Genomic DNA, 23,053 nt, shown 5'->3' with positions numbered 1-23,053 from the left:
TGAAAATCCGGGCTTGCTATTCAAGAACTCCCTCTTCTCCAAAGGAGTCCTCCTGGACAGGGGGCTGGGTGGCTTTCGCGGTTAGCCTCGCCACAAACATCGTATCAGCTTTGCGTTCGTAACCTTTAAGTACCTGCATTTCTTCCAGCTTCAGGCCAAGTTGTTTTACCATAAAATCTACGGCATCTTCGTTTTCGGCTTTAAAAGCCGAGCAAGTGATATAGATAATGGGCTTTCCGGGTTTCAGGTGCTTCGCTACGTTGGGGATGATGCTTTGCTGCAGGCGTTTAAAAAAGTCGGCTTTGTGTATTTCAAACTGGCTTATCATCTCGGGTGTACGGCCCCAGGTGCCGCTGCCGCTGCAGGGCGCATCTAAAATAATCCCGTCGAATTCGTATTGGTATAAAAGCTGCTCGTTATTCTCGGTAAGATCCAACAGTTTCTTTTGATACTTGCGCAGGCCCGCCAGTTGGAAACGCTCATCCAGGTTGGCCAGGATAGATTCGCGGATGTCTGATACCACCAGTTTTATATCGGGCTGCAGGCTATGCAGCAGTAAGGATTTCCCGCCCGATGCGGCGCAGGCATCCCACCAACTATCCCATTTCTGGGGCCTGAAGTAATTGGCCGTTTGCTGCGAGGAGTAATCCTGCACCTCGTACCAATGCTGTTTCTGGAAGATGGTTTCCAGTCGGGTGCCGTTGGGCAAACTCAGGCAATTGTTCCCCTCGTCCTTGAATATTACTCCAGCCCTTACCAGTTCGGCTTTAACCGCCGCCTCCATCCCTTTGGCCATGCGGATATACAGGTCGGGCTGCACAAAGAATGATTTCAGGAATGCATCTTTATCGATACCCGTCGATAGCTGCGCGCTCCAGGGGAACACATCTTCCAGCTTAAAATCGGGATGGGCAGTTTTTACGATGTTGATTTTTTCGTCGATACCGAAACCCACGCACACCGCCCACTCGGGCTTAAAATGCTGCAAAAAAGAATTGGTTTGCGTATTGCAGAGGAACTCGGCAACCATCAACCTATCCTCGGTAGGGGCATTGTACAGTGCTTTGCCCAAGCGGAAGTAATTATAAATCAGGCGGCCCGCCACCTTGCGGTCCGTGGAGCCCATTTGCTTGTTTTGCCGGTAAAAGCCTGGTAGGAACTTGCCTAAAGGAGTATCTGCCGGATAATCGCCCAGGATGCGTTGAAAAGTCTTAAGCTGGTTTATGGCTTTCATTGCACGGGTTTAAGTTCAAAATCCTGGTAACGCAGGATATCTACATGCGTGTTTACCCAGCCCTGCCCGGGTTTCTTTTCAAAATGGAAGCTGTTATGCAGCCCCGTAAAATCATTCTGCTCCACACGGCGGTAACTATCATCTTCGCGCGCCAGCAGCTGCGCGAAGTAAAGCCCCTCGTCGAAACCTTTTATGGCGAAATCGGTCGGGTCGGTATGGTATGCCTTGCGGTACATGCGTATAAACGCATTTACATCGGGCGACTTATAATCTATCTTATCGGTACTGGTGATATGCGTCTTCAACCGTTGCAGCAGGTTAGCCTTCAGAAAGGCGAATTTCTCCCAATTAGGATGGCCAAAGAGCGTAACCGGGAATTTCTTTGATAAAGTATCTAAGGATTTCAGCGTCACCATTAAAAATGCCTGCTGCGTAGAGGAGACTAAAAAAACGTTCTCCACCTTATTGTTCAATTGTGCCACCAGCGGGGTAAGGTTGCCCCGCACCACGGTGAACGGCACTACCTGTATCTTGCGCTTGCTTAAGCTATCGATGGTGCGTTTAAAGGGGCCGTTGTAAAGCTTTTCATCGCTGAAGCCCGAGTTGAGGATGAACACTTTCTTGGGCCTCAGCTTGTTGACGATATAGGTAGCTGCGCCTTTGGCATGGTACTCCAGCGGCGGTGTCATGGTAACGATGTTCTGGTTATTGAACAGGGTAGGCGAGGCAGGCGACAGCGGCGACACGATAGGCTTACGCGAATAATTGAACATCGACGCAAAAAGCCGTATATCCTCAGGGAAGATAGGACCTACGATAAGGTCGCCATTTTTTATCTGCGGATTTTGTGCCAGGCTGTGTATAGCGGCATCGTCTTTACTATCAAAAACCTGTAGCTTAAAGTTGGCTCCCAGGCCGGCAACAGAATCCAGCGCTAGCTTAAAGCCCTGGTAATACTCTGCCGACATGTTAGCCTTGCTTAAATCTCCCGCGCTGTAGCTTTGGCCCGGCGCAAGCTTATCAAGCCCCAAAGGCAAAATAAGCGATACCACCGAGAATTTAGGCTCTGGCGGCTTAATAGGCGGTGGTATCGGCTTTTCGGGCTTTACTACGGGTGCTGTTGGTACGGGTTTGGCAGCAACAGGTACAGTACGCACTTTAGGCGAGCATGCGCCCACCACCAATGCTAATACAAGTATGAACCACTTATTCCCACTCAATGGTAGCAGGCGGTTTCGAACTGATGTCATATACTACCCGGTTAATTCCTTTTACGTTGTTGATGATCTCGTTAGAGATTTTGGCCAGCAGGTTATACGGCAGGTGGCACCAATCGGCCGTCATCCCGTCTAACGATTCTACCGCGCGGAGGCAAATTACGTTCTCGTAAGTGCGCTCATCGCCCATAACACCTACCGATTGTACCGGTAAATAAATAGCGCCTGCCTGCCAAACCTTATCGTAAACACCGGCACTGCGTAAATTGTTGATATAAATCGCATCGGCCTGTTGTAAAATATCAACTTTCTCGGGTGTGATGTCGCCTAATATCCTGATAGCCAGTCCCGGACCCGGGAAAGGATGGCGCCCAAGAATATTCGGGTCGATGCCTAAAGCGGCACCTACGCGGCGTACTTCGTCTTTAAACAGGGTGTTCAAAGGCTCAACAACCTTCAGTTTCATAAAATCGGGCAAGCCGCCAACGTTATGGTGCGATTTGATGGTAGCCGATGGCCCCTTCACCGAAACCGATTCGATAACATCCGGGTAAATAGTACCCTGGCCCAGCCAGCTTACACCTTGCACCTCGTGCGCGGCATCATCAAACACTTCGATGAATACGCGGCCAATGGCCTTACGTTTCTTCTCCGGGTCGGTAAGGCCGGCCAGCGCATCGTAAAAACGTTGCTTGGCATCTATGCCTTTTATGTTGAGGCCCATGTGCTGGTACGAATCCAATACGGATTGGTACTCGTCCTTACGCAGCAGGCCGTTATCTACAAATATACAATGCAGGTTTGCGCCGATGGCCTGGTGCAGCAATACCGCAGCAACCGAGGAATCTACGCCGCCTGATAAGCCTAATACTACTTTATCATTGCCAAGCTTCGCTTTCAGTTCGGCAATGGTGGTTTCGATGAACGAATCGGGTGTCCAGTCCTGGGCGCATCCGCAAATGTCGACCAGGAAGTTCTGCAGCAATTGCTTGCCATCTGTGCTATGCGTAACCTCAGGGTGGAACTGGATGCCATAAGTTTGGGTACCGGTTACCTGGTAAGCGGCAACCTTTACGCTATCGGTACTGGCAATAATCTCAAAATCGCTGCCGATGGTAGCAATGGTATCCGCGTGCGACATCCACACCTGCGAATCCTTCGGCACATCTTTAAACAGAGGGTTGCCTTGTTTGATGTAATCCAAATTGGCACGACCATATTCCCTTGTGCTGGAGGCTAAAACCTCGCCGCCATGGAAATGGGCAATATATTGTGCACCGTAGCAAACGCCCAAAATTGGCAGGGTAGTATGGTGTTTAATGAAATCGAAATGAGGCGCATCTTCCTGGCGCACGGAGTACGGACTGCCCGAAAGGATGATACCTTTTACATTTTCGTCTATTTCAGGAACTTTGTTGAATGGGTGGATCTCGCAGTAGATGTTGAGTTCCCTGACACGGCGCGCGATAAGCTGGGTAAACTGCGAACCGAAGTCAAGAATGAGGATTTTTTCTTGCATGGGCAAAGATAGGGAATTGATTTGAGATGTGAGAAACGAGATTTGAGAAATGAGAGGATTTCGGATGTTCGATTTCGGATTTTTTATTGACTACTGATTTCTTTTTGAGGGTCAGTAGATAAGCTTCGGGCGAAAGCGGGTAGAACGCGGTGGGCAGTGAGCGGGAAAAGGCATAGGGAATTTTTGCTGAAGCGTGGGACAAGAGCGGCGAAGCAAGGAGCAAATTTTCCCAGCCTGTGAGTTCTGCCCGATTTGCAGGGTAAAGGCTGGTGCGGCAAAGAAGCCTTTCTGCTGAAAGCACTTTTGCTACTTTTGGTGCAGCAAAAGTAGTAGCCCCTGCGGCAATGAGCAGCCGATGACTTTATTGAGATTAGATGCTTATAATGGAATTTGTGGCGTGAGAATTTGTGGCGATGCCTCCGGCCCGGGCTTTCCGTTCCAACTCCTCATTCCGCGCCGCTGATAGAAGCGACGCTGCATTCCGGGGTTTCCACTGCAATCCCTATCGCTTGCAGGCTGGTGGGTTGGTTGCCGCGGGACACAGCAACCAGGGTGTGTGTAGGTTTAATTACGAAATTGGCACTTATTATCCCGGCGTTCCTCAAAAATGTAGCGGCAGACTGTTCAGATTCGTTTGCTTTGCTGGTTGCAAGCTGAATCGCGATAATTTGTTCTTCGATACGCTTAGTTGTCATAAAAACTCCTATTTCAAATATAAAATCATCATCAATGTGAGGAACGGTTTTCCAGCATTAAAAGTCACCGATGTTTCTTTCCCACTCCTCTCTCATCTTCTTTTGAATTACTAATGCGTCTTCAAGGAGGGGCATAATCCCATTATATTTTTTTGCGTCAAAGCCGCCCTTAGGTCTACCTTCAGAAATGACTTTCTTTGTTTTCTCTATATCAGCTTCCTCTATATGATTTTTTGGTAATAATGCCATCGACCTGGTTTTTGTTAGTCAAATTTAACAAAAGCTACCTTAAAATTATGTGCTTTTATTTTCGTGTAAATTGTCGAAAATGAAAATCGGCGACCTCAATCCTCGTATCTCGCCAAGCCCGCTACATCGACTATCCAAACAACGTGGTCGTTCTCCACGGCGATATCCAAGATGGCATCAAATGGACCGGAGTTGAATTTCTTAATCGTCCATTTATCACCGTCGATTTTCACCGCACCGTTGTTGGTTGCCATCCATACTGCCCCGCCGGGTGTAAACCTGATCGTGCGTACCATATGATCGGGCATTTTAGAATTTTGGCGGTTATAGTGTTTCCACTTATTGTCTTTCAGGAGAGAGAATCCGCCATCGCCAAAACCACCACCATAACCAATATAAAGTGAGCCATCGGGCGCGTATTTAACCGCGCGGACGGTTCCTAAACGCAGTTCGGAATTGTTTTCATCCAATTTTTGCCAGGTGCGGCCATCGTATAGTAGCAGGTTCCCGGTGGTTCCCACGGCAATCCGGTCGCCCTGCACGTCCAAAGAAATAATGCCACCGCCATCCAAGGAATCGATTGGTTTAAGTGTTTGTTTCCATCCTTTTCCATTATATACAATCAAGCCGTGTAAGATGCCCATGTAGATATTCCCCTTATTATCCTCGGCCATTTTGTAAACGCCATGTTTTAACAATGGCTCATCCGTTTCAGTAAAAACCTTCCAGTTGCTGCCATCATAACGTCCCAGCATGTTTTGTTTGTCGGAAAAAGGTATCCACAGGTTGCCTTTGCTATCCTTGAAAAACTCACCGAATTTGCCCTGGATAACGGCGCTGGTGTAGGGCGTAAACGCATGGCCATCATAAGTAAACAGGCCCCTTGCCCCGGCAGATACCCATTTTACGCCCTTGTTATCTATCCCTACGCTGCTGATGGTGCCGGCAGGCAGCGCGGAGTTTTGGCCATCAAAAAATTGTACGGTTTGAGCTGCCGCCAACTGCGCAAAATGCAGTATGACAACCGTGGCGATAAGGGTAAAGGCTTTTTTAAACATCCAATAAACTTAATTAAATATGAGCCATATTTCTCATCAATTTCGCAAATAATATCCACTTAACTATCTTAGCCTTCAAAGCTCCTCTTTAAGAGGCTTTAGGTATGAGATTAGCAAATTCCAACGATGTCCCCGCTTTGCAGCAACTGATAACCCTCTCCGTACGTGGGCTGAGCAAAGGCTATTATACCGATGCGCAGATAGAAAGCGCCATTAAACATATTTTTGGGGTGGATAGTCAGCTGCTGGTAGACGGCACGTATTATCTTACCGAAGCCGGTGGCGTGATAACCGGCTGCGGCGGCTGGAGCAAACGCAACACCCTCTACGGCGGCGACCAGCACAAAGCCATAGAAGACCCCTTGCTCGACCCTTTGAAGGATGCCGCCCGCATCCGTGCATTCTTCGTGCACCCCGATTATGCCCGACAGGGGATAGGCCGCCAACTGATAAATACCTGCGAAGCTGCCGCGCAAGCAAATGGTTTCACCACCGTGGAATTGGGCGCAACCCTGCCCGGCGTGCCATTGTACGAGGCCCTCGGCTATACTGCTGTTGAGCGCATTGATGCACCCTTGCCTGATGGCGAGGTGTTGGGGATTGTGAGGATGAGGAAGGAGTTGGTGTGAGGGATGTTGAAATTACTCAAAATGAGCCCTGTTACTTTTTACAAACGCTATATTTAAGGCATTCAAATCATCTTCGTATTTAAAAAAGCGCTGATCTAGTTCTTCCCATTTTTCGGCATTTGCATCGCTTATTTGCCCCATAATTTCATCCCGTGCATCACGCTCAATCGGTACCTGTTTATTAGGAAACGGCTCGATTGCCTCCTGTAAAATGTCTGCGGTTTTCCGTGCCTCAATAAGCGTTAAAGTTTCGATAGTTTCGTTAGCATACATTCCACTCGAATTCCGAAAATACTGGTCTAATCCTCCATTGTTTACCTCCCTTTCCAGCTCCTGGTTGAAATAAAATGCCATTTGAGGGTATGTTAAAGCCTCCAGATTATCGCCCCACTCGCATAGCGCACAGATGTAATTATCTAATTCGATGATGCTACTATTTAAATCGGAGGAGTTAAGTAGTAGATCGAGATTGGGTTTCAATGGCTTAGAACTCATTAATTTTGATTTTAAAAGGTAAGCTTTGACAACTCATAGGAGTTGTCAAAGCTGAATAGCACTTCCATCATTGCCGTTGACTTAAGTCAACAGCAATGATGGTGTTATAGGCCGTATGATGTTTTACTGGTTTAATCACCCATCCCCACCGGTACCGAATGCAGGGCAACCCTGTTCCCTTCGCTATCGATAAACACGGCCATAAAGCCATACTCTGGCGATATTTCTGTTTTGGGTACGATGATTTTGCCGCCTGCTGCTTCTATCTTGTCTAGTGTGATTTGCACATCGGGGTTGGCGTTGAGGTAAACTACCGGGCCGCTCTCTGCCGATGGCTTGTAAAAATCGCCGCTTTTGCAAATGGCGCCGCCGACATTCTCCATGGGGTTTTCGATCGGGAACATCCGCATCTCGAAGCCCGGCATCTCCATCGGTATCATCTCGATATCGAAGATGGCTTCGTAAAATTTTTGGGCGCGGTTGATATCCTCTGCAGGTATCTCGAACCAGCTAATGGCGTTTTTGAATATCATGGTTTGTTTAGTTTTGGTGGAATAAATGTAACGGATAATTCCTGCATAAACCAATAACTAAGCAATATGATTTGCCAACAATCGTGCAGATTTGTCGACTTTTAAAAATAACGGATGACAAATCTAGTTGCCACCTAAAAACTCAAGCCAATCCGTATTGCGTTATCCACCTTGCCACCCTGGTTAAAGGCCATGCCGTACATCAGCCTGATGCCGGTGTTAGTTTGCAGGCCGAAGCCCAGTTCCGTATAGTGCTTTAGGGTTGGGGTGTACAGGTAATTCACATCAATGATCTCTTGTAGTTTCAACTTGCGGATGAGCGGTATTTTATTGGTGATGAAGCCCGAGAAGTTGTGTTCCAGGTGCGCCTCCAGGTATTTGTCGCCAGTGCTGTAGCGGTAATAATCTAACAACAGGAAGTGGTTGATGCCCGAACTGTAAAACAGCACCTGGTTGCCCGAGAAGTGCTTGTAATCGGTATAAAACAAGCTGTTGGCGTTGAAGAATTTGCCTGCGCCTACGTAAAAGCTGGTTTTGCCGTAAAAGCCGAGGGGGATATCTGTTTTGGAGATGTCGGCCGATAATAGCGTATAATCTACATCGGAACCTAACACATCTTTGATACCCTTGGTGATGTTAAACCCGATGGTTGGGTATTTGGATGGCAGGTAACGGCGGCCGTTGGGGTAGGTTTCGTACTTGTTGCTGAAATCGTAACTGGTGTGCAGGCTCAGCTTGAACGATTGATTCTGCGGGAATAAGGGCGCTTCAACCGTTGGGCTTAGCGGGTTGTTAGAGGTAAACTCATTTCCTTTGGGGTGGAACAGGCTATAGCTTGCCGTATTGGGCAGCCATTTCCGGTCTGCCCATTCTACCGTGCCACTGGCCATCCAGCCGCCGCTGATGCGGGTAGAAAGGCTTACCGAAGCAAACTTCTTTTGATAAAGTTTCTCAAAGTTTTCGCGGTTGAGCAAGGTGTAGGCTGTGTTCATGAAACGGGTGATAGGCTCGCGGTTGTTCATATCCACTACATCGGCGCCTCCGGCTACGTTCAGTGTAAAAGGCCCTGCAGGCAGGGTTATGCCGCCGCTGCCGTAAAACAGCTTGTTGCCGAAACCATACCCTGCCCTGCCATAAACTGAAAAGTATTTGTTGTTTACGCTATCGATCTGTTTGCTGAACGACCCGCCGTAATCCAGCGCGAAACCCTGTACGGTATTATAAAATACCGAGCCTAATACCGAATTGAGGTTGTAGTACTCGTGCTGATACCGGTTGCGGTGCTGGTAGCCGCTCAGCAATAGCTTATCCAGGCTTACCTTGTTGTTCTCGCGGTCCAACGAATCCAGGTAGGGTTTCGATTCGCGCTTGGCGGCTAAAACGGCTTTGCGTGTGTAATCTACCTTCTCTTCGTTGGTGAGCGGTATGGGGCGTTGCTGGTCCCAAAAGACCGAATCCTTTTTGTTTACGCCTTTGGTAATACGCAATACCTCGGCAAACTGCTTCCTGTCCAGCTTGGGGTCGATATCGTAATCTTTGTATATCGATATAAAATACCCGCCGATGCGGAAGCCGAACAAGCCGCCCGTAAACTCGAATTTGATAGAAGCCGGCATCCAAACGTTGCTGGTTACCGGTACGAATTGCTGGTTTACCGTAAGCGTATCTACGAAGTTGATATTGGATTTTTTGGTGATGGAGAGGCCGAGGCTCTGCAAGCGCCAGCTATCTTCCAGTATGTAAATGTACCCGCTGAAGCAAGGGTCGTGCTCGCGGCGTGGGGTGACCTTTATTTTGTTGATGGTTTCGCCGTTCTCTATCGAGATGCCCATCCACTGGTATTTGTAGTAAAACAGTGCATTATCGGCAATGGGCGATACCAGCGGGCGGTTGCTTAGACCTTCCCACACCTGAGTGTTTTCGTAGAAATTCACCCTAAGGTCCGATGCGCGGTTGTAACTGAACGCTTTATTGCTGCCCGATACCTTTGACGAGATCAATTCCTCGTGCACATTATCCGGCCGCATAAAGCTGAGTTTAGATTGCGACTCAGACAGGTAGATGATTCCCGTACGGTTGCTATCCAGCCCGGCCTCGCGGGTGGCTTTCTGCACATCGAACATCAGGAACTTTTTTGGGGCTGCCAGCAATTTCTGCAAGCCTTTAATATACACTTCGCAGGTATAAGCGTTTACGGCATTTAAGTAGCCCTTACGTTTTTTGATGGCCTTGCGGATGATAGCATAAGCCGGGTCCTCCGCGCCGGAGCGTATGGTAATCTCCTTTATCTGGTAGTCCTCGTTCTTTAGCTGAATGCTGATGCTCTGGTTGGCTTTTAAATCGAGCGTGCGGCTTTCCTGCCGGTAACCCATGGCCCTGAACTGCAGCTCGTAGGTGCCGGCTTTAAGATTGATGCTGTATTCGCCCTCGCTGTTTGCCGATGTGCCCTTGGTGGTGTTCTTAACGTAGACGGTTGCAAAGGGGATGGGCTTGCCGTCATCAGCGGTAATTTTGCCGCTGAGGGTGACATCCTGGGCGGATAATTTGAGCGTAAATAGTGTTATTAAAGCAAGGAGTAGGGTTTGTTTCATCAGGCGTGGGAATGTTTTGCTAAGATGTAGCTTATCTGTTAAACATTTTAGACACGCTTTGTTAATTATTGTTAAAGCAGAAGGGCATATTTAAGTTTTAAGTTAAATATGCCCTTTAATGTATTCTTTTCGCTACCGCGAGATTAGCGATAGCGTATCTCGTGGTTTGCACAGAGAAAGCTTCCAGCTTTCGTCAGCTGAAAGCTGACCTTGTGCCCGCCACGAGTTGGAAACTCGCGGCAGCCTGGGTTTGAAACCCATCGCTATAATTGCTAAAGTTTTTTACTTCAATATCCCCTCAATCTTTTCCAGTTCTTCTGCCGAAAATTCGATGTTATCCAATGCCTTCAATGAATCTGCAAGTTGCGCGGGTTTGCTGGCACCGATGAGTACCGATGTTACCCGGCTATCTTTTAGCAACCAGGCCAGTGCCATTTGGGCAAGGGTTTGGCCGCGTTGCAGGGCCAGCTCATTAAGTTGTTTTATTTTGGCTATCACGTCATCAGTTACCGAACTGGTTTGCAAAAAGCCGGTAGATTTTGCCGCGCGCGAATCTTCGGGGATGCCGTGCAGGTATTTATTGGTAAGCAGGCCCTGGGCCAATGGCGAGAAGGGGATGCAGCCCACGCCCTCGTTGCCCAACACATCCAGCAAACCCTCTTCTGCATCGCGAACGAACATGGAGTATTTGGGCTGATGGATAAGGCATGGCGTACCCAGCTGTTTCAGTATGGCTATCGCTTTAGCTGCCTCTTCGGCGTTGTAATTGGAGATACCAGCGTATAATGCTTTGCCTTGGCGAACGATCAGATCCAGTGCCGACATGGTTTCTTCCAGCGGGGTATCGGGATCCGGGCGGTGGTGGTAAAATATATCTACATAGTCAAGCCCCATGCGTTTCAGGCTTTGGTCCAGACTGCTTACGAGGTATTTTTTGGAGCCCCATTCGCCGTAAGGGCCTTCCCACATGTGGTACCCGGCTTTGGTGGAGATAATCATCTCGTCGCGGTAGCCGGCGAAATCTTCTTTCAATATCTTGCCGAAGTTGGTTTCGGCTGAGCCGGGGGGCGGCCCGTAATTGTTGGCCAAATCGAAATGGGTGATGCCGCTATCGAAAGCGAGGTGCAGTATCTGGCGGAAATTCTCCATCACATCTACGTGCCCGAAATTGTGCCAAAGGCCGAGAGAAATTGCGGGGAGTTTGATGCCACTGTTTCCGCAGCGGCGGTATTGCATTTTGTCGTAACGTTGCGGTGAGGGTTGGTACGTCATGGTATTTAGTTTATGCGGCTAAGGTAGGGGATTTGTCTGAATCAGAATTTACAGAATGAGAGAATTTTCAGAATGCAATACTTGTTCAGATGATAATCCATTATTGCCGTGAATTCTGTTAATTTTAAAATTCTGTAAACGGCGCAGCCTTCTTGAGTGCCGTTGAAAGCAATTAACCGAAAAATTCTGATTCAGACACCCTTACGGCATCGCCACAATACTATTCACCAACATCTGTTCTTTGGCCCAATCCCTTAACAGAGCCAGGAAGGGGAGCAGGTCGCTGCCGGTTTGGGTGAGTGTGTACTCTACGCGCGGAGGTACTTCTACATAAACCTTGCGAGTGATTAGCCCATCCTCTTCCAGTTCGCGCAGGGTTTGGGTGAGCATTTTTGGGGTAATGCCGGTTACCGTGCGGCGCAGTTCGCCGTAGCGTAAGGTGCCCGCCCGCAGCCGCCATAAAATCCGGCCCTTATATTTCCCGCCTATACGCTGAAAAGCATAATCGATGCCGCATTTAGGGGGCTTGTTCCTGCTTTTTTCTTCCATATTCAAAATTATTTGCCTGATATACAGATGCGTTCCTTTTTGGTGCGCAGGCTACTTTTTTGTACCTACTTGCGGCTGCCTGTACGCAAATATAACTTTGGTATATGAAAACACCGCTAATCTTAGCGTTTTTGCTGGGCAGTAGCCTGGCATTCGCGCAGAAAAAGGATACGAAACCAACATCCGTTATAAACCTTGTTGGCACGTACCGACTTAAGATGGTTGATAACATCATGGCCGATAGCAGCCGCGTGCATCTGTATGGCGATAACCCCAAAGGTATTTTGATGATGGATGCCGCCGGCAACTACGCCATGGAAATATACAGCGGCGAGGGCCGACCGCCATTTGCGGCCAATGATAAAGGCAAGGGCACCGATGAAGAGTACCGGGCCGCCGTGCGGGGCAGCAATGTTCATTTTGGCAAGTACAGCATCGACCCGGCAACGCAAACCATCGTTTATAGTATTATCGCAGCAAGTTATCCCAACTGGGAAAACACGCAGCGTAAAAGCCGCTTTACGTTTGATGGGAAATTGCTGAAATACATCGTAGCCGTGCCTACAACGGGTAATGCAGTAAGGGGAGAAGTGATTTGGGAGAGGATGTGAGGTTACAATAATCCTCTTTTTACTCCATCGTCATTGCGAGGAACGAAGCAATCTCTACGTTGGACAAGCGGATTTGCAAAGCGGCTCTGCTTATTTGGAGATTGCTTCGTGCCTCGCAATGACACTTTGATAATAATCACACCGCTTCCGCCACCACAAAGGTACTCCCACCCACGAAAACGAGGTCGTTATCGTTTGCCGCGGATTGCGCGGCATTGAACGCATCTTTTACCGAGGGGTAAGCCTCGCCATGTAAACCCAGGCTTCCGGCTTTTTCCTTTAGGCTTTCGGCTTCAAGCCCCCGGGGGATATCGGGTTTGCAGAAGTAATAGATGGCTTGTTTGGGCAGCATGGCCAGCACCTTGCTGATGTCTTTATCGTTCACCATCCCTATCACGAAGCGTAATTTTTGGTAGCTCACCGCCGAGATATTCTTCAGTACCTCCTGTATGCCTTCGGGATTGTGACCGGTATCGCAAATGGTAAGCGGGGAGGTGCTCAGCACTTCCCAGCGGCCGTGCAGGCCGGTAAGGGCTTTTACCTGTTTTAGGGCTGTGGACAGATGTTCGTCGGTGATTGCAAAACCTTGTTCGCGCAGCTCCTCTACTGCAGATAGTACTGTTTTGAGATTTTTAAGCTGATAGAGGCCGGGCAAATCCAATTGCAGGGACAGTAGCGGCTCGTCCGAAAACGCGAAGGTAGGCAGTACTTGTTTTTGCACCTCTACGGATAACAGGTTAAGGCTTGTACTTTGCGATACGATATCCCAGTTTTCGGATGCGAATTCTATCGGGCTGCCCTCTTTTTTGGCCTTGTTCAAAAACACCTCCGATACCTCGGGCTGATGCTCGCCTATCACCACGGGTACGCCCGGTTTAATGATGCCCGCCTTTTCGCCGGCAATCAGTTCCAGCGTATCACCCAGCATATTCATATGGTCCCAGCCGATATTGGTAATTACCGAGAGCAGCGGGGTAATTACATTGGTAGAATCGAGCCGACCGCCGAGGCCAACCTCTACCACAACCACATCTACCTGCTCTTTGGCGAATATATCGAAAGCCAAAGCCACCGTCATCTCGAAGAACGATGGCTTTATCTCCTCAAAATCTTGGTGGTGCTTCGCCACGAAATCCACTACGGTTTGCTCGCTTATCATTTCGCCATTAATGCGTATGCGCTCGCGGAAATCTTTCAGGTGCGGCGATGTATAAAGTCCCGTTTTATAGCCTGCGGTTTGTAATATAGCCGCCAGCATGTGCGAGGTAGAACCCTTGCCGTTGGTGCCGCCAACGTGTACGCTCCTGAATTTATGCTGCGGGTTATCCAGCCGTTCGCATAGCGCCAAAGTGTTGGTCAAATCTGTTTTAAAGGCGGACGCACCAACCCTTGTAAACATGGGCAGTTGCGTGTAGAGATAATCGAGGGTTTGTTTGTAGTTCATGGGTAAAGTAGCAGTTGCAGTTGCAGTTGCGGTGGCAGTCGGTAGTTGTGGCAAGTTTTTTAGTTCTTAGGTTTTGGGAGGAATTTCTCAGGATTATTTGCCATGGCGTTCAGCATCCTTCCAATTTCTTCGTATTTAAGAAACAACAACTGATGGGTTTCCTTATCGATATATTCGCAATCCAATGCGAAATCCAACCAGATACTTGTCTCCGTGGCTTCGCCATCAGCATCCGTCATTTTTGATGTAAAGTGTTTAGGATAAATTCTCTTTCGATAGCCCTCTCCAATGTTGGCACAAACAGACCTTGACGAACGCCTGATCTGATCCGTTAGTGAGTAAGTTTCTTCTTTAGGGAATTTCTTGGATATGTGGTATATAGCTTTAGCCGCTTCGAAAGCGGACTGATAAACTTTGAGGTCTCTGAAGCTGCCTGTCATGATATAAGTTCTTTTTAACAAAAGTCCTAAAAAACTGAATCACTACAAATATTTAGAATAGTTGAATTGACTGCTACCACAACTGCCACTGCTACTAAAACTCAGTTCACTTTGAAAACAAAGGTCATGGTGCCGGGTTGCGAGTCGGGCGCGGTATCTGATGAGTTGAATTTGGAATTCATTAGCGCCTCTTCGCATTTCTGCAACAGGGCGGCGTCGGTTATGGTAGTGCCGCGTGCGCCTGCGTTGGCATACACTACGTATCCGTTCTTATCTACGCGTATATCTACTACCACTTTGCCGCTGTGGCGTTTATCATCTACAATTTTGGGGTACGATACAAAGGCGCGCTGGGTAAGGTTAAGGTTGCCGCCATTACCGCTGCCTGTGCCGTTATAGTTGTTGGTGAGTGTAGTTCCTGTGGTTTTGCCCTGGTTACCCGGCGTACTGCCTGTGCCATCGCCCTCGCCGGTGCCGTTGTTGGTTTTGCCTTTGTAAAGGGCGTTTTGATTCACCGTTGGCTGTTTAACGGGCTTGGTAGTGGGTTGGGTTGCTACCGTTTTGCTTGGCGTTTTGCTGTTGGCCACCACCTCGGGCGCATCCTCGTTGTTTTGGGTAACTACGTTTTTATCGCTGTTATCTACCTGCGGCTTATCTTCGGTGGGCTGGGCCTCGGTTACTTTGTCGGGCTTGGTTTGGTTGGCTTTGTCGGCAACGGAGGGTTCGTCAATGCTCATGTAGTCGCTGCCCATGCCTTCGTCAACCGTACCATAGTTAACCAATATACCACCCGTACCGTCTTCCTGCTTTTCGGGTGCTTGTATCACAATATAAAAGCACAGGGCTATCACCGCAGCCAGTATAACACCTGTTGCAGCAAACGCTTTCGGATAATTATTTTCTTCCCTGTAGTCCATTTTTTTGTCACTTTGCAGTTTTCAGTGGGCAGTTAAAAGGAATTCCTAACTGCCAACCGCCCACTGCCAACTCCTTACCCTTTATGCACGGTAGCCAGTACCAATTTTATATTTAATTTTTGTGCTATATCCATTATCTCTACCACATCCTGTATGGCAACGGTACGGTCTACAGATAGGACAATGGTTACGTCGCTCGCCCGGTCTTTATACGTGCCAATAACCGTAGGTAGGTCGGCAAGGGCCACTTCCTTTTTGTCAACCGTATATTTAAGGTCTTTATCTATAGTAACATTAACGGTTTTTTTCGACATTGATTTCCCGCTGGCCGATTTTGGCAGTAATAGCTTGATAACGTTGGGGTTGGTAACCGTAGATGCTATCAAAAAGAACAAAAGCAGGAAGAACATGATGTCGTTCATGGCCGAGGTGTGTACCTCTGCAGTTGCACCGCGTTTTCTCTTTCTTAAATTCATTTGCTTGGCTCCTCTAACAGGTCTATAAACTCAATGGCATCGGTCTCCAGTTTCAGTATCACTTTATCTACCATCATATTTAAAATGTGGTAACATACGTACGCGATGATTCCCACAAATAAACCCGCTGCTGATGTTACCATCTTAACGTATAAACCGGCAGATATTACACTCATGCTGATGTTATCGGTTTTTGAGATATCGTAAAATATCTTGATTACCCCCGCAATGGTACCCAGGAAGCCAAACATGGGCGCTATACCTGCTACGATGCCGATGATGCCGATGTTCTTCTCCAGTTTAGAAACTTCCAGCTTGCCAATGTTCTCTATAGCGCCTTCGATATCTTTAATCGGGCGGCCTATGCGCAGCAAACCTTTCTGAAGCATGCGGCCAAGCGGCGAATTGCTGTTTCTGCAGATGGCTATGGCCGACTCCAAATTGCCCGACATGATGCTGGCGCGAACCTGTATCATCAGGTGCGATTCGTCTTTAGATGCCTTGCGGATGGTAAAGAACCGCTCGAAGAAGATTACCAGGCCCAATACGGCCAATATACCTATGGGTATCATTACCCAGCCGCCTTTTATAAGCAAATCGCCAAAGCGCAGGTCCTCATCGGGTATTTTGGCTAATTGCACGCCGGCTTGTCTTGCCGTATCTATCACTTTATGTGCTGTATCTGTTACTTGCTGCGCGAATAATAAAGTCATTTGTTGTTGTTTCTGGATTTGTATCGAAATTCCGCTCTCACCGGAAGCGGGTATTATTTTTTGACCTGGCCTGTGGCTGGCTTCTTATCTTTAGGGTTAATAAACTCTACATGCGCACCGGGGTTTATTTTTTTGGCAGCCACCAATTCGGCGCTCTTCGCTTCTGCCAGGCCCCTGGTTACAAAAGTGCCAACGGATATCTTGACGCGTGTCCCGGGCAATTCCGGCACTATTTTAGCATCAATGCCCTTCGTTTTTAACGCTATGATAGCTTTCGAAGCTGCCGCAATGTTCCTGAACGATTCGTTGATAATTACCTCATAACGGGGTATGGATAGCGTATCCGTTACTGTCGTGCCGCTTTTTGATAACGAATCACCCTGTACGTTTCGTATAGGCGGAGTTAGCGAACCGGTGTCGGCTTTGTTCTTTGATGTATCCTGCTGCACCACTATTGTGGGGGCAACTGTGGGATCTTGTTTTTTATTGCCGAACTTGAAATTAAAGGCTTTTGGGTTATAGCGCTGCACCAGCAAAACGGCCATGGTAGCGGCTATTAAGGTTAGGATAATAAACACCCAGATATTGGTGCGGCGCTTATTCCTGGCCATATCTACCAAATACTGTTCCTCGTCCTCATCAATCTGGTAAGGTATCGGAGCATATTGCGCATCGCCCGGTTCGGGCGTGTAGGTTTCCGGTTCGGGCTCGGGTTCGTATTGCTCGGCAACGGGCTGCCTGCCTATTTTATTAAGCTTAATGGTTGGGAAGCCGAAAAATTCAGGATCGTTACTGGTGCCATTATTTGGCCTGAAAACCATCTGCAGGTTATTGAGGGTAAACCAGCCCAAATCTGCCAGCGCGGCTTCCCCAAGGGCTGCCTGCTGTTTCAGGCTCATCACGAATTTTTCGGTAAAGTATTTAGACGAAGCCAGTGAGATCTTCTTCTTCTCGGCAATGTGTATGGCCAGCGCGTCGTCATCATCCAAAAACTGCGGATCGAACTGTACGTTGTAGCCGGGCGGATAAAACTTACCCTCTCTATCGTTATAATAGCCGTTTACGCGGGTGTGAGCAAAATAGCCAAGTCCGGGCACATTTACATCTCCGTGTTGCCCAAGCAGCTCGCTTATATAGTAGCCTACATCCATTCGCTAAAAGTACGCATAATTATAAAACCATCAAAAACCCTAAAAAGCATACCCTACGCCGCCAAACACATTAAGCCCGTAATTGGGGTAATAAAGCCATGTTTGGTTGCTGGTGCTCAAAATGTTATTTACCTGTACAAATATCGATACCTTTTTGTTTACCTTATAGGTTGCGCCGCCGCTCAGGTCGGCAAAGGAAGCGATAGATGAGGTTGCGACCGCCGTAATTTGACCCGCGGGTATCAATGGCCTATCCTGCGTGGCCCCGCGGAACAACAGTGCGCCATTGATATCTACCGTGTTGCTGATGTGGATAACCGTACCTGCTGTTAACTTAAATGTAGGCAGGTTCCATGCTTTGGCTTCGGTGGCGAGTTTATAATCTTTTACCTCCACGCGGCCAAACAGGTCAAAGTCTTCGGCTGCTTTGAAATCCAGTTCGCCGGTAAACCCGCTTATTTTTGCCTTACCACCATCATATATCACAGCAAACTTGTTGCCTGTATTAGCAAAATCGTTTACGAGCAGGGGTAGGTTCTTAACGTCATTGCGGAAGATAGTGGCCTTGAAGCTAAGGCCGGGCGCAAGCGTGCCTTTAAGCCCAACGGAAATATCCAGCTGATCTACCGAGTTTACCAGGTTGATGTTCTCGCCCAGGAAAGGGTTGGTATCGGTGTATTCCTGTATCGAGGCGCGGTTTACGTCGCCCTTTGCTTCGGCAAACAGGCGCACATATTTAGGCACTATCTGGAATTCCAGCTTGGCAGCAGGGAAAATGAAGAACCTGTCTGACAAGCCAAACTCTTTGGCTATATTAATACCCGCATCAATCTTATAATTTTCGCCCTGGAATTTGATGTAAGGATTGGCCCTCACGATATTGTTGTTGAGCGAATAGCCTACGTCCTTAGAGGTATTCAAGTCGAGCGATGCGGCCAGGCCGGCGTAAAACTGCTTAACCGTTTGGTTAAGGAAACCCGATAACACCACATTGCTTTCTTTTGCACTGTAAGCGTTGCTAAAAAGATAGCCTTTTAGCTTCAAGGCGTAAGTGAAATCGTTCTCAACGTCTTTATAGTTTTTGGCCAGTTCGCCCTCGGCACCTATTAGGTTGAACGTTTGTTTCTGTGGATCGAATGTATAAGCGGCAGGCGTTACGCCCGATTGGTTATCGCCGTAAAAATAAGTACCCCGGCGTTTGTAGCCTATGCGGCCACTAAGCGTATAATCCTGGTTGATGCTCTTGCCGAAAACGCCCAGCTCATCCCTTATTTCATTTTGTTTGTATTGGTTGCCTGCCTGCGCAAAGTGCTTCAAAAAGCCGCCTACCTGCAGTGCCTGGTCGCGGCCGTTGGAGAAATAACCCTCTGCGTAGGTGGTTTTAAGGCTGCCTGCACCTGCTTTAACATAGTTGTTCAGCAATACAGAATCCTGCTCGGCGGGGCGTTTCATGGCATCCAGCGCGCGGATATTGTTATCCTGCGATAGCTTCTTATCAATCGGACTATAATCCAGCGGAGCCTTAAATGCAGGTGCATCTTCCAGGCCCGGGTTGCGGCGTATTTTTACGGCCTCGGCCAGTACGGGTTTGTAGGCCGTGGTAACTACTATCTCTTCGGTAAGGCCGGCACCGTTTGGCGTGTTGCCATTGGTTTGCCCGCCTTTTTTGGTAGTATCCGCAGCTGCGTTTGCAGCATCGCCAAGGCTTTTGGCTGATGTTTTTTGCTGCGTGGCTGTTGTGGGTTTAGCAGGCTTTTTGGTTGGTTTTGCAGCAGATTTCTTTGCCGTAGTTGTAGCCGGCTTTTTTGCGGCCGGTTTCTTTTGCTGGGCGCTTGCCGGTACAAAGTAAAAACTCATCAACAAGGCGGCGAGCAGTATGTAGGTGTATCTGGTGTTCATTGCTTGTTCCTCTTCTTTATTCTTTGTTACCTTGTTTAGTTGTATCTACCACCGCAGGTTTGTCGGGCGCCAGGTTGTTTGCGCCGGCCCGCTTAGGTAACAGTGCTGCCAGTTTCTGTTTGGCAGTAGGCAATATATCATCATTGCCCGTGTAGTTTTCTATGATGCTCTGCAGGGTAGCTTTCGCCTGGAAATTATCCTTCAGGCCCACATAGTTATCGGCTAGCAGGATATAGGTTTTGGCTATCCAGTAATCGTAGTTTGGCATCTCTTTCACCAGATCGAAGCAGGTTTTTTGGGATGTTTTGTACTTGCCGCGGTTATAATCTATAAGGGCCAGGTAGTATTTAGCCTCGGCCGCTGCTATGGTTTTGGTGTTCTTTAGCGTGTAATTGAACTCGGTAATGGCCGATGCGGTATCCGCTTTGGCCAGGTAGGCCTTGCCGGCATAAGTCCCGGTCTTGAACAGGTCTTCCTCTGCCGATTTCTCGTTATCGCGTATCAGGTTGGCGTATTTCAGCACATCATCGGGCATATTTATCTGCGCGTAGCAAAACAACAGGTTATTGATGGCGTAGGAGTAGTCGGCCTTGTATTCGGAGTTGGTCTCTAATCTTTTCAGGAACACGATCGCATCGTTATACTTCTTTTGCGCCATATAAAGCTTAGCCATGCTGATGAGGGCCTTCTCGCTGTAAGCGCTGGTCCAGTCGTTCAGGATAACATTGTAGTCTACGATGGCTTCGTCTGTCCGGTTAAGGTTTACCAGGCTCTGCGCACGTATAAAGCGCGATTCTTTTTCGTATATCTGCTTGGTTGGGAACTTATCGAAGTAAGCGCCAACGGCGTTCACAGTGCCGAGCCAGTCGCCGCGCAGGTACAGGTTGTTGGCGGCTGCATACATGATGTTCTCCTGGTCGGCAGTGGAATAGTTGCCTATGGCAGTAGTGCCGGCGTAGTTGATAAAGGTTTGTGCATCGCCCTTATCGGTGTATATTTTTTCTATCTGCTTAAGGGCGGTTTTGGCTTCGTCGCTGCTCGAGTAGTCGGCTACCACCTGTTTAAACGAGGTAACGGCTTCATCATCACGATTGGCGTTATAATCGATAAGCCCGATGGTAGTTAATGCACGCGGGATGTAGCTGCTGCGCGGATACTTCTGTATCATGGCCTGCAGGTCGGTTTTGGCGCGGTCGCCATCGTTCTTCAAAAAGTAAGTGTAGGCAATCTCGAAGGAGGCATCGTCGGCATAATCCGAGTTAGGGAACCTGGCCAGCACATCATTCAGGGTGCTTATCTTGGCATCCAGGTTGCCCTGCAAGCCTTGTATGATACCGCGCTGGAAGAGGGCGTAATCCTGCCCCTGGCTTTGCTGCGCGATGATTTTGTTATAGGCGCTTAGCGCGCTTTCGTAGCTTTTTAGCACAAAGTAGCTATCGCCCAGGCGGCCAATGGCATCATTCTCTGTGTTCTTGTCCTTTACATCACCCTTCAGGAATTTTTCGAAGTATTGGGCAGCAGTGCCGTATTTCTCGTCGCCGAAGGCTGCATAGGCCAGCGCATAATTGGCAAAGTTATATACGTCGGTTTCCTTTGCTTCGGGCATCGCCAAAAAACGCTGGAAGTTATCAACCGCTTCGCCGTATTTGCGCACCTCGTACATGGCTTCGGCCATCCAGTAGTAGGTAAGCGTTTGTATTTTGGTATCTACCGGGTTCTTGAGCGAACGCAGGAATATCCCGATAGCATTCTCGAATGCGCGTTCATTATAAAATTCCAGTCCGCGGTAATAGGTAACCTTTTGGTAGGCTTCTTTCGCGCTTTGCGATTTATTGGGGATAGGCTCCAATATCTCTACCGCTTCTTTGTAGTTGTGCGAATTGAGCAACACCTCGCCCAGCAGGGTTTTTACATCATCTGTACGGGGACTGCGCGGATAATTCTTAAGGTATAGGCGTGTAGCTACCAGGGCTTCGTTATTGAAATCGAGCTCGTAGGATAGTTTGGCAAATTCATAAAGGGCATCTTCCTGTAGTTGCTTATCAAAATCGAGCCTGGAGGCCTGTCGGAAAGCGCTGCGCGCGCTTTGCTTGTTGTTCATCTTCAGAAAAACATCGCCCAGGGTGTAGCTGCCGCTTTGGCTGTAGTTATCGTTCTGGGCCACCAGTTTTTCCAACTCACTTGCTGCCTTGCCGTAGTTGCCCACTTTGTAGTAAGCATAACCTATCTGGTAGCTATCCTGCGTGTTTTGGGTTTTGCCCTGGTCGGCATCCTGGAAACGGCTGTAATAATCTACCGCGTTATCGAAATCGCCTTTGGCGAAGTAGGATGCGCCTACGATGCGCAGCATCTCTGTTTCGTTTTGCTGTTTGGTAGTTTTAAGGATGGGCACCGCATAGCTGATCACATCGTTGTAACGCTTATCTAAAAAGTAAACGGCGGTGATGTAGTATGGGTAGCTGCTTTCATATTTCTTGGAGTTTTTGAGCCGCTCGAAGTTTACGAGGGCCAGGCTGTAATCTTTGTTGAGGTAGGCGATGTAGGCATAGTAATAAACGGCATCATCCATAAAGGGCGAGCGTTTGTTCTTCACCTCGCCAAATAGCGACTGGGCGTTCTTATAATCGTTCAGCATGAAGTAGGCGTAGCCCTTGCGGAACTTGTACTCGGTATTTTGCGAGCCGGTAAGCTCGCCGGCCTGCACCTTGTTGAACCACACCAGGGCTTCCTCATATTTACCTTGTTTAAAGTACGAGCGGCCCACCTGGAAGAACGCCAGCTTGGTGAGCGGGTTCTCGGGGTGTTCTTTTATAAAACGGAGGAACATGCTCTCGGCATCGTCGTTGTCAAGCTCCAGCGCGCATAGGGCTTCGTAATATTGGGCGTTCTCTTTAAGCAGAGATAGCTCCGATTCGAATTTTGACTGGGGGGCGGCTTTAAGGCGGCTTTGTTCTACCAACCGGAATTGCTCAGCGGCAGAGGCGTATTTCCCTTTGTCCAGCAGGTCGGCGGCGGTGTTGTAGACCTGGTTTAGTTGGTAGGAGGGGTTTTGCTGCGCCTGCGTAGCGAGGGCAAAAAATACCGGTGCAACGAGGGTGATGTATTTGAGTTTATTCATAGAGCGCATACGAATGATGGTGCTAAAATAGCTAATCGCAAAAATGCAATCCACATTAGTAATTAACAAATGTGGACAAGCACTTTTTTTAAAACGGCGGCAAAAACCTGCTGGTATGCCTGTGGAAAACTAAAATTAGGCAGAAAAGTTTGGTGGGGCGGGCTGTTGTGGGTAAATAGGCAGGGGTGTTAAAAAGTATTGGGATGTGTGACTTAATTGGGCGCGCATTTATGCTGATATGTT

22 protein-coding genes are annotated in these 23,053 nt (G+C 48.4%); 2 read left to right on the top strand and 20 right to left on the bottom strand.

Going from position 1 to position 23,053, the window contains the following annotated elements; genetic code table 11:
- Window positions 1-16: 16 nt before the first annotated feature.
- The 7 genes from AC1DXC_RS15855 to AC1DXC_RS15825 all read right to left on the bottom strand — a co-directional run bounded on the left by AC1DXC_RS15855 (window position 17) and on the right by AC1DXC_RS15825 (window position 5,972).
- Complete coding sequence (locus tag AC1DXC_RS15855; protein ID WP_477460135.1) at window positions 17-1,234, bottom strand: RsmB/NOP family class I SAM-dependent RNA methyltransferase; 1,218 nt, start codon at window positions 1,232-1,234, stop codon at window positions 17-19.
- Complete coding sequence (locus AC1DXC_RS15850) at window positions 1,231-2,484, bottom strand: ABC transporter substrate-binding protein (RefSeq protein WP_477460134.1); 1,254 nt, start codon at window positions 2,482-2,484, stop codon at window positions 1,231-1,233. Before AC1DXC_RS15850 ends, AC1DXC_RS15855 begins: the two co-directional genes overlap by 4 nt.
- A complete protein-coding gene (guaA, locus tag AC1DXC_RS15845) occupies window positions 2,441-3,970 on the bottom strand; it encodes a glutamine-hydrolyzing GMP synthase (protein ID WP_477460133.1) in 1,530 nt (509 codons plus the stop codon). The genes AC1DXC_RS15850 and guaA overlap by 44 nt, the downstream gene beginning before the upstream one ends.
- Window positions 3,945-4,271 (bottom strand): hypothetical protein, encoded by a 327-nt coding sequence (locus tag AC1DXC_RS15840; RefSeq protein WP_477460132.1) that lies wholly within the window; start codon window positions 4,269-4,271, stop codon window positions 3,945-3,947. Before AC1DXC_RS15840 ends, guaA begins: the two co-directional genes overlap by 26 nt.
- A 145-nt stretch (window positions 4,272-4,416) precedes the next feature.
- Window positions 4,417-4,665: a hypothetical protein gene (locus AC1DXC_RS15835; RefSeq protein WP_477460131.1), complete on the bottom strand. Its 249-nt coding sequence runs from the start codon at window positions 4,663-4,665 to the stop codon at window positions 4,417-4,419.
- A gap of 57 nt (window positions 4,666-4,722) precedes the next feature.
- The gene (locus AC1DXC_RS15830; RefSeq protein ID WP_477460130.1) at window positions 4,723-4,914 is read right to left on the bottom strand and encodes a hypothetical protein; all 192 of its coding nucleotides are present in this window, start codon (window positions 4,912-4,914) and stop codon (window positions 4,723-4,725) included.
- A 95-nt stretch (window positions 4,915-5,009) separates the two neighbouring features.
- Complete coding sequence (locus tag AC1DXC_RS15825) at window positions 5,010-5,972, bottom strand: hypothetical protein (protein ID WP_477460129.1); 963 nt, start codon at window positions 5,970-5,972, stop codon at window positions 5,010-5,012.
- A gap of 104 nt (window positions 5,973-6,076) precedes the next feature.
- On the opposite strand from AC1DXC_RS15825, the gene AC1DXC_RS15820 reads away from it, so the two are divergent.
- Window positions 6,077-6,601 carry a GNAT family N-acetyltransferase gene (locus AC1DXC_RS15820; protein WP_477460128.1) on the top strand — a complete coding sequence of 175 codons (525 nt, stop codon included), beginning with the start codon at window positions 6,077-6,079 and terminating at the stop codon, window positions 6,599-6,601.
- 12 nt (window positions 6,602-6,613) lie between these two features.
- On the opposite strand, the gene AC1DXC_RS15815 is transcribed toward AC1DXC_RS15820, so the two are convergent.
- From AC1DXC_RS15815 to AC1DXC_RS15795, 5 genes are all read right to left on the bottom strand, one after another.
- Window positions 6,614-7,096 (bottom strand): DMP19 family protein, encoded by a 483-nt coding sequence (locus tag AC1DXC_RS15815; protein ID WP_477460127.1) that lies wholly within the window; start codon window positions 7,094-7,096, stop codon window positions 6,614-6,616.
- Between the two features lie 131 nt (window positions 7,097-7,227).
- Entirely contained in the window at window positions 7,228-7,629 is a 402-nt protein-coding gene (locus tag AC1DXC_RS15810; protein WP_477460126.1) for a VOC family protein, read from the bottom strand.
- Between the two features lie 134 nt (window positions 7,630-7,763).
- Window positions 7,764-10,220 carry a DUF5686 and carboxypeptidase regulatory-like domain-containing protein gene (locus AC1DXC_RS15805; protein ID WP_477460125.1) on the bottom strand — a complete coding sequence of 819 codons (2,457 nt, stop codon included), beginning with the start codon at window positions 10,218-10,220 and terminating at the stop codon, window positions 7,764-7,766.
- Between the two features lie 282 nt (window positions 10,221-10,502).
- On the bottom strand, window positions 10,503-11,492 hold the full coding sequence (gene mgrA / locus AC1DXC_RS15800) for an L-glyceraldehyde 3-phosphate reductase (RefSeq protein WP_477460124.1): 990 nt from the start codon (window positions 11,490-11,492) through the stop codon (window positions 10,503-10,505).
- A 201-nt stretch (window positions 11,493-11,693) separates the two neighbouring features.
- Window positions 11,694-12,041, bottom strand: coding sequence for a winged helix-turn-helix transcriptional regulator (locus AC1DXC_RS15795; protein WP_477460123.1), 348 nt, complete (start codon window positions 12,039-12,041; stop codon window positions 11,694-11,696).
- A gap of 104 nt (window positions 12,042-12,145) precedes the next feature.
- On the opposite strand from AC1DXC_RS15795, the gene AC1DXC_RS15790 reads away from it, so the two are divergent.
- Entirely contained in the window at window positions 12,146-12,652 is a 507-nt protein-coding gene (locus AC1DXC_RS15790; RefSeq protein ID WP_477460122.1) for a lipocalin-like domain-containing protein, read from the top strand.
- Window positions 12,653-12,788: 136 nt separating this feature from the next.
- Here the strand turns inward: AC1DXC_RS15790 and AC1DXC_RS15785 are convergent, their stop codons facing one another.
- The 8 genes from AC1DXC_RS15785 to AC1DXC_RS15750 form a co-directional block, all read right to left on the bottom strand.
- On the bottom strand, window positions 12,789-14,096 hold the full coding sequence (locus AC1DXC_RS15785) for a bifunctional folylpolyglutamate synthase/dihydrofolate synthase (RefSeq protein ID WP_477460235.1): 1,308 nt from the start codon (window positions 14,094-14,096) through the stop codon (window positions 12,789-12,791).
- Between the two features lie 59 nt (window positions 14,097-14,155).
- Entirely contained in the window at window positions 14,156-14,536 is a 381-nt protein-coding gene (locus AC1DXC_RS15780; RefSeq protein ID WP_477460121.1) for a four helix bundle protein, read from the bottom strand.
- A gap of 101 nt (window positions 14,537-14,637) precedes the next feature.
- Window positions 14,638-15,453 (bottom strand): energy transducer TonB, encoded by an 816-nt coding sequence (locus tag AC1DXC_RS15775; RefSeq protein WP_477460120.1) that lies wholly within the window; start codon window positions 15,451-15,453, stop codon window positions 14,638-14,640.
- A gap of 74 nt (window positions 15,454-15,527) precedes the next feature.
- Window positions 15,528-15,929: an ExbD/TolR family protein gene (locus AC1DXC_RS15770; protein ID WP_294949938.1), complete on the bottom strand. Its 402-nt coding sequence runs from the start codon at window positions 15,927-15,929 to the stop codon at window positions 15,528-15,530.
- The gene (locus tag AC1DXC_RS15765; protein ID WP_477460119.1) at window positions 15,926-16,642 is read right to left on the bottom strand and encodes a MotA/TolQ/ExbB proton channel family protein; all 717 of its coding nucleotides are present in this window, start codon (window positions 16,640-16,642) and stop codon (window positions 15,926-15,928) included. The genes AC1DXC_RS15770 and AC1DXC_RS15765 overlap by 4 nt, the downstream gene beginning before the upstream one ends.
- A 53-nt stretch (window positions 16,643-16,695) precedes the next feature.
- Window positions 16,696-17,793 carry an HU domain-containing protein gene (locus AC1DXC_RS15760; RefSeq protein ID WP_477460118.1) on the bottom strand — a complete coding sequence of 366 codons (1,098 nt, stop codon included), beginning with the start codon at window positions 17,791-17,793 and terminating at the stop codon, window positions 16,696-16,698.
- Window positions 17,794-17,832: 39 nt separating this feature from the next.
- Window positions 17,833-19,692, bottom strand: a complete 1,860-nt coding sequence (locus AC1DXC_RS15755; protein ID WP_477460117.1) for a TonB-dependent receptor — start codon at window positions 19,690-19,692, stop codon at window positions 17,833-17,835.
- A 16-nt stretch (window positions 19,693-19,708) separates the two neighbouring features.
- The gene (locus tag AC1DXC_RS15750) at window positions 19,709-22,810 is read right to left on the bottom strand and encodes a tetratricopeptide repeat protein (protein WP_477460116.1); all 3,102 of its coding nucleotides are present in this window, start codon (window positions 22,808-22,810) and stop codon (window positions 19,709-19,711) included.
- Between the last annotated feature and the right edge of the window lie 243 nt (window positions 22,811-23,053).

This window comes from Mucilaginibacter sp. P2_D11 (genome assembly GCF_056404435.1).
This window is presented reverse-complemented; position numbering and strand designations above follow the sequence as displayed.

What these genes read in the sequence shown, in the direction of transcription:
- AC1DXC_RS15855 (WP_477460135.1), bottom strand. Translation starts at nt 1,234, where the DNA reads ATGAAAGCCATAAACCAGCTTAAGACTTTTCAACGCATCCTGGGCGAT.
- AC1DXC_RS15850 (WP_477460134.1), bottom strand. Translation starts at nt 2,484, where the DNA reads ATGACATCAGTTCGAAACCGCCTGCTACCATTGAGTGGGAATAAGTGG.
- guaA (WP_477460133.1), bottom strand. Translation starts at nt 3,970, where the DNA reads ATGCAAGAAAAAATCCTCATTCTTGACTTCGGTTCGCAGTTTACCCAG.
- AC1DXC_RS15835 (WP_477460131.1), bottom strand. Translation starts at nt 4,665, where the DNA reads ATGACAACTAAGCGTATCGAAGAACAAATTATCGCGATTCAGCTTGCA.
- AC1DXC_RS15830 (WP_477460130.1), bottom strand. Translation starts at nt 4,914, where the DNA reads ATGGCATTATTACCAAAAAATCATATAGAGGAAGCTGATATAGAGAAA.
- AC1DXC_RS15825 (WP_477460129.1), bottom strand. Translation starts at nt 5,972, where the DNA reads ATGTTTAAAAAAGCCTTTACCCTTATCGCCACGGTTGTCATACTGCAT.
- AC1DXC_RS15820 (WP_477460128.1), top strand. Translation starts at nt 6,077, where the DNA reads ATGAGATTAGCAAATTCCAACGATGTCCCCGCTTTGCAGCAACTGATA.
- AC1DXC_RS15815 (WP_477460127.1), bottom strand. Translation starts at nt 7,096, where the DNA reads ATGAGTTCTAAGCCATTGAAACCCAATCTCGATCTACTACTTAACTCC.
- AC1DXC_RS15810 (WP_477460126.1), bottom strand. Translation starts at nt 7,629, where the DNA reads ATGATATTCAAAAACGCCATTAGCTGGTTCGAGATACCTGCAGAGGAT.
- AC1DXC_RS15805 (WP_477460125.1), bottom strand. Translation starts at nt 10,220, where the DNA reads ATGAAACAAACCCTACTCCTTGCTTTAATAACACTATTTACGCTCAAA.
- mgrA (WP_477460124.1), bottom strand. Translation starts at nt 11,492, where the DNA reads ATGACGTACCAACCCTCACCGCAACGTTACGACAAAATGCAATACCGC.
- AC1DXC_RS15795 (WP_477460123.1), bottom strand. Translation starts at nt 12,041, where the DNA reads ATGGAAGAAAAAAGCAGGAACAAGCCCCCTAAATGCGGCATCGATTAT.
- AC1DXC_RS15790 (WP_477460122.1), top strand. Translation starts at nt 12,146, where the DNA reads ATGAAAACACCGCTAATCTTAGCGTTTTTGCTGGGCAGTAGCCTGGCA.
- AC1DXC_RS15785 (WP_477460235.1), bottom strand. Translation starts at nt 14,096, where the DNA reads ATGAACTACAAACAAACCCTCGATTATCTCTACACGCAACTGCCCATG.
- AC1DXC_RS15780 (WP_477460121.1), bottom strand. Translation starts at nt 14,536, where the DNA reads ATGACAGGCAGCTTCAGAGACCTCAAAGTTTATCAGTCCGCTTTCGAA.
- AC1DXC_RS15775 (WP_477460120.1), bottom strand. Translation starts at nt 15,453, where the DNA reads ATGGACTACAGGGAAGAAAATAATTATCCGAAAGCGTTTGCTGCAACA.
- AC1DXC_RS15770 (WP_294949938.1), bottom strand. Translation starts at nt 15,929, where the DNA reads ATGAATTTAAGAAAGAGAAAACGCGGTGCAACTGCAGAGGTACACACC.
- AC1DXC_RS15765 (WP_477460119.1), bottom strand. Translation starts at nt 16,642, where the DNA reads ATGACTTTATTATTCGCGCAGCAAGTAACAGATACAGCACATAAAGTG.
- AC1DXC_RS15760 (WP_477460118.1), bottom strand. Translation starts at nt 17,793, where the DNA reads ATGGATGTAGGCTACTATATAAGCGAGCTGCTTGGGCAACACGGAGAT.
- AC1DXC_RS15755 (WP_477460117.1), bottom strand. Translation starts at nt 19,692, where the DNA reads ATGAACACCAGATACACCTACATACTGCTCGCCGCCTTGTTGATGAGT.
- AC1DXC_RS15750 (WP_477460116.1), bottom strand. Translation starts at nt 22,810, where the DNA reads ATGAATAAACTCAAATACATCACCCTCGTTGCACCGGTATTTTTTGCC.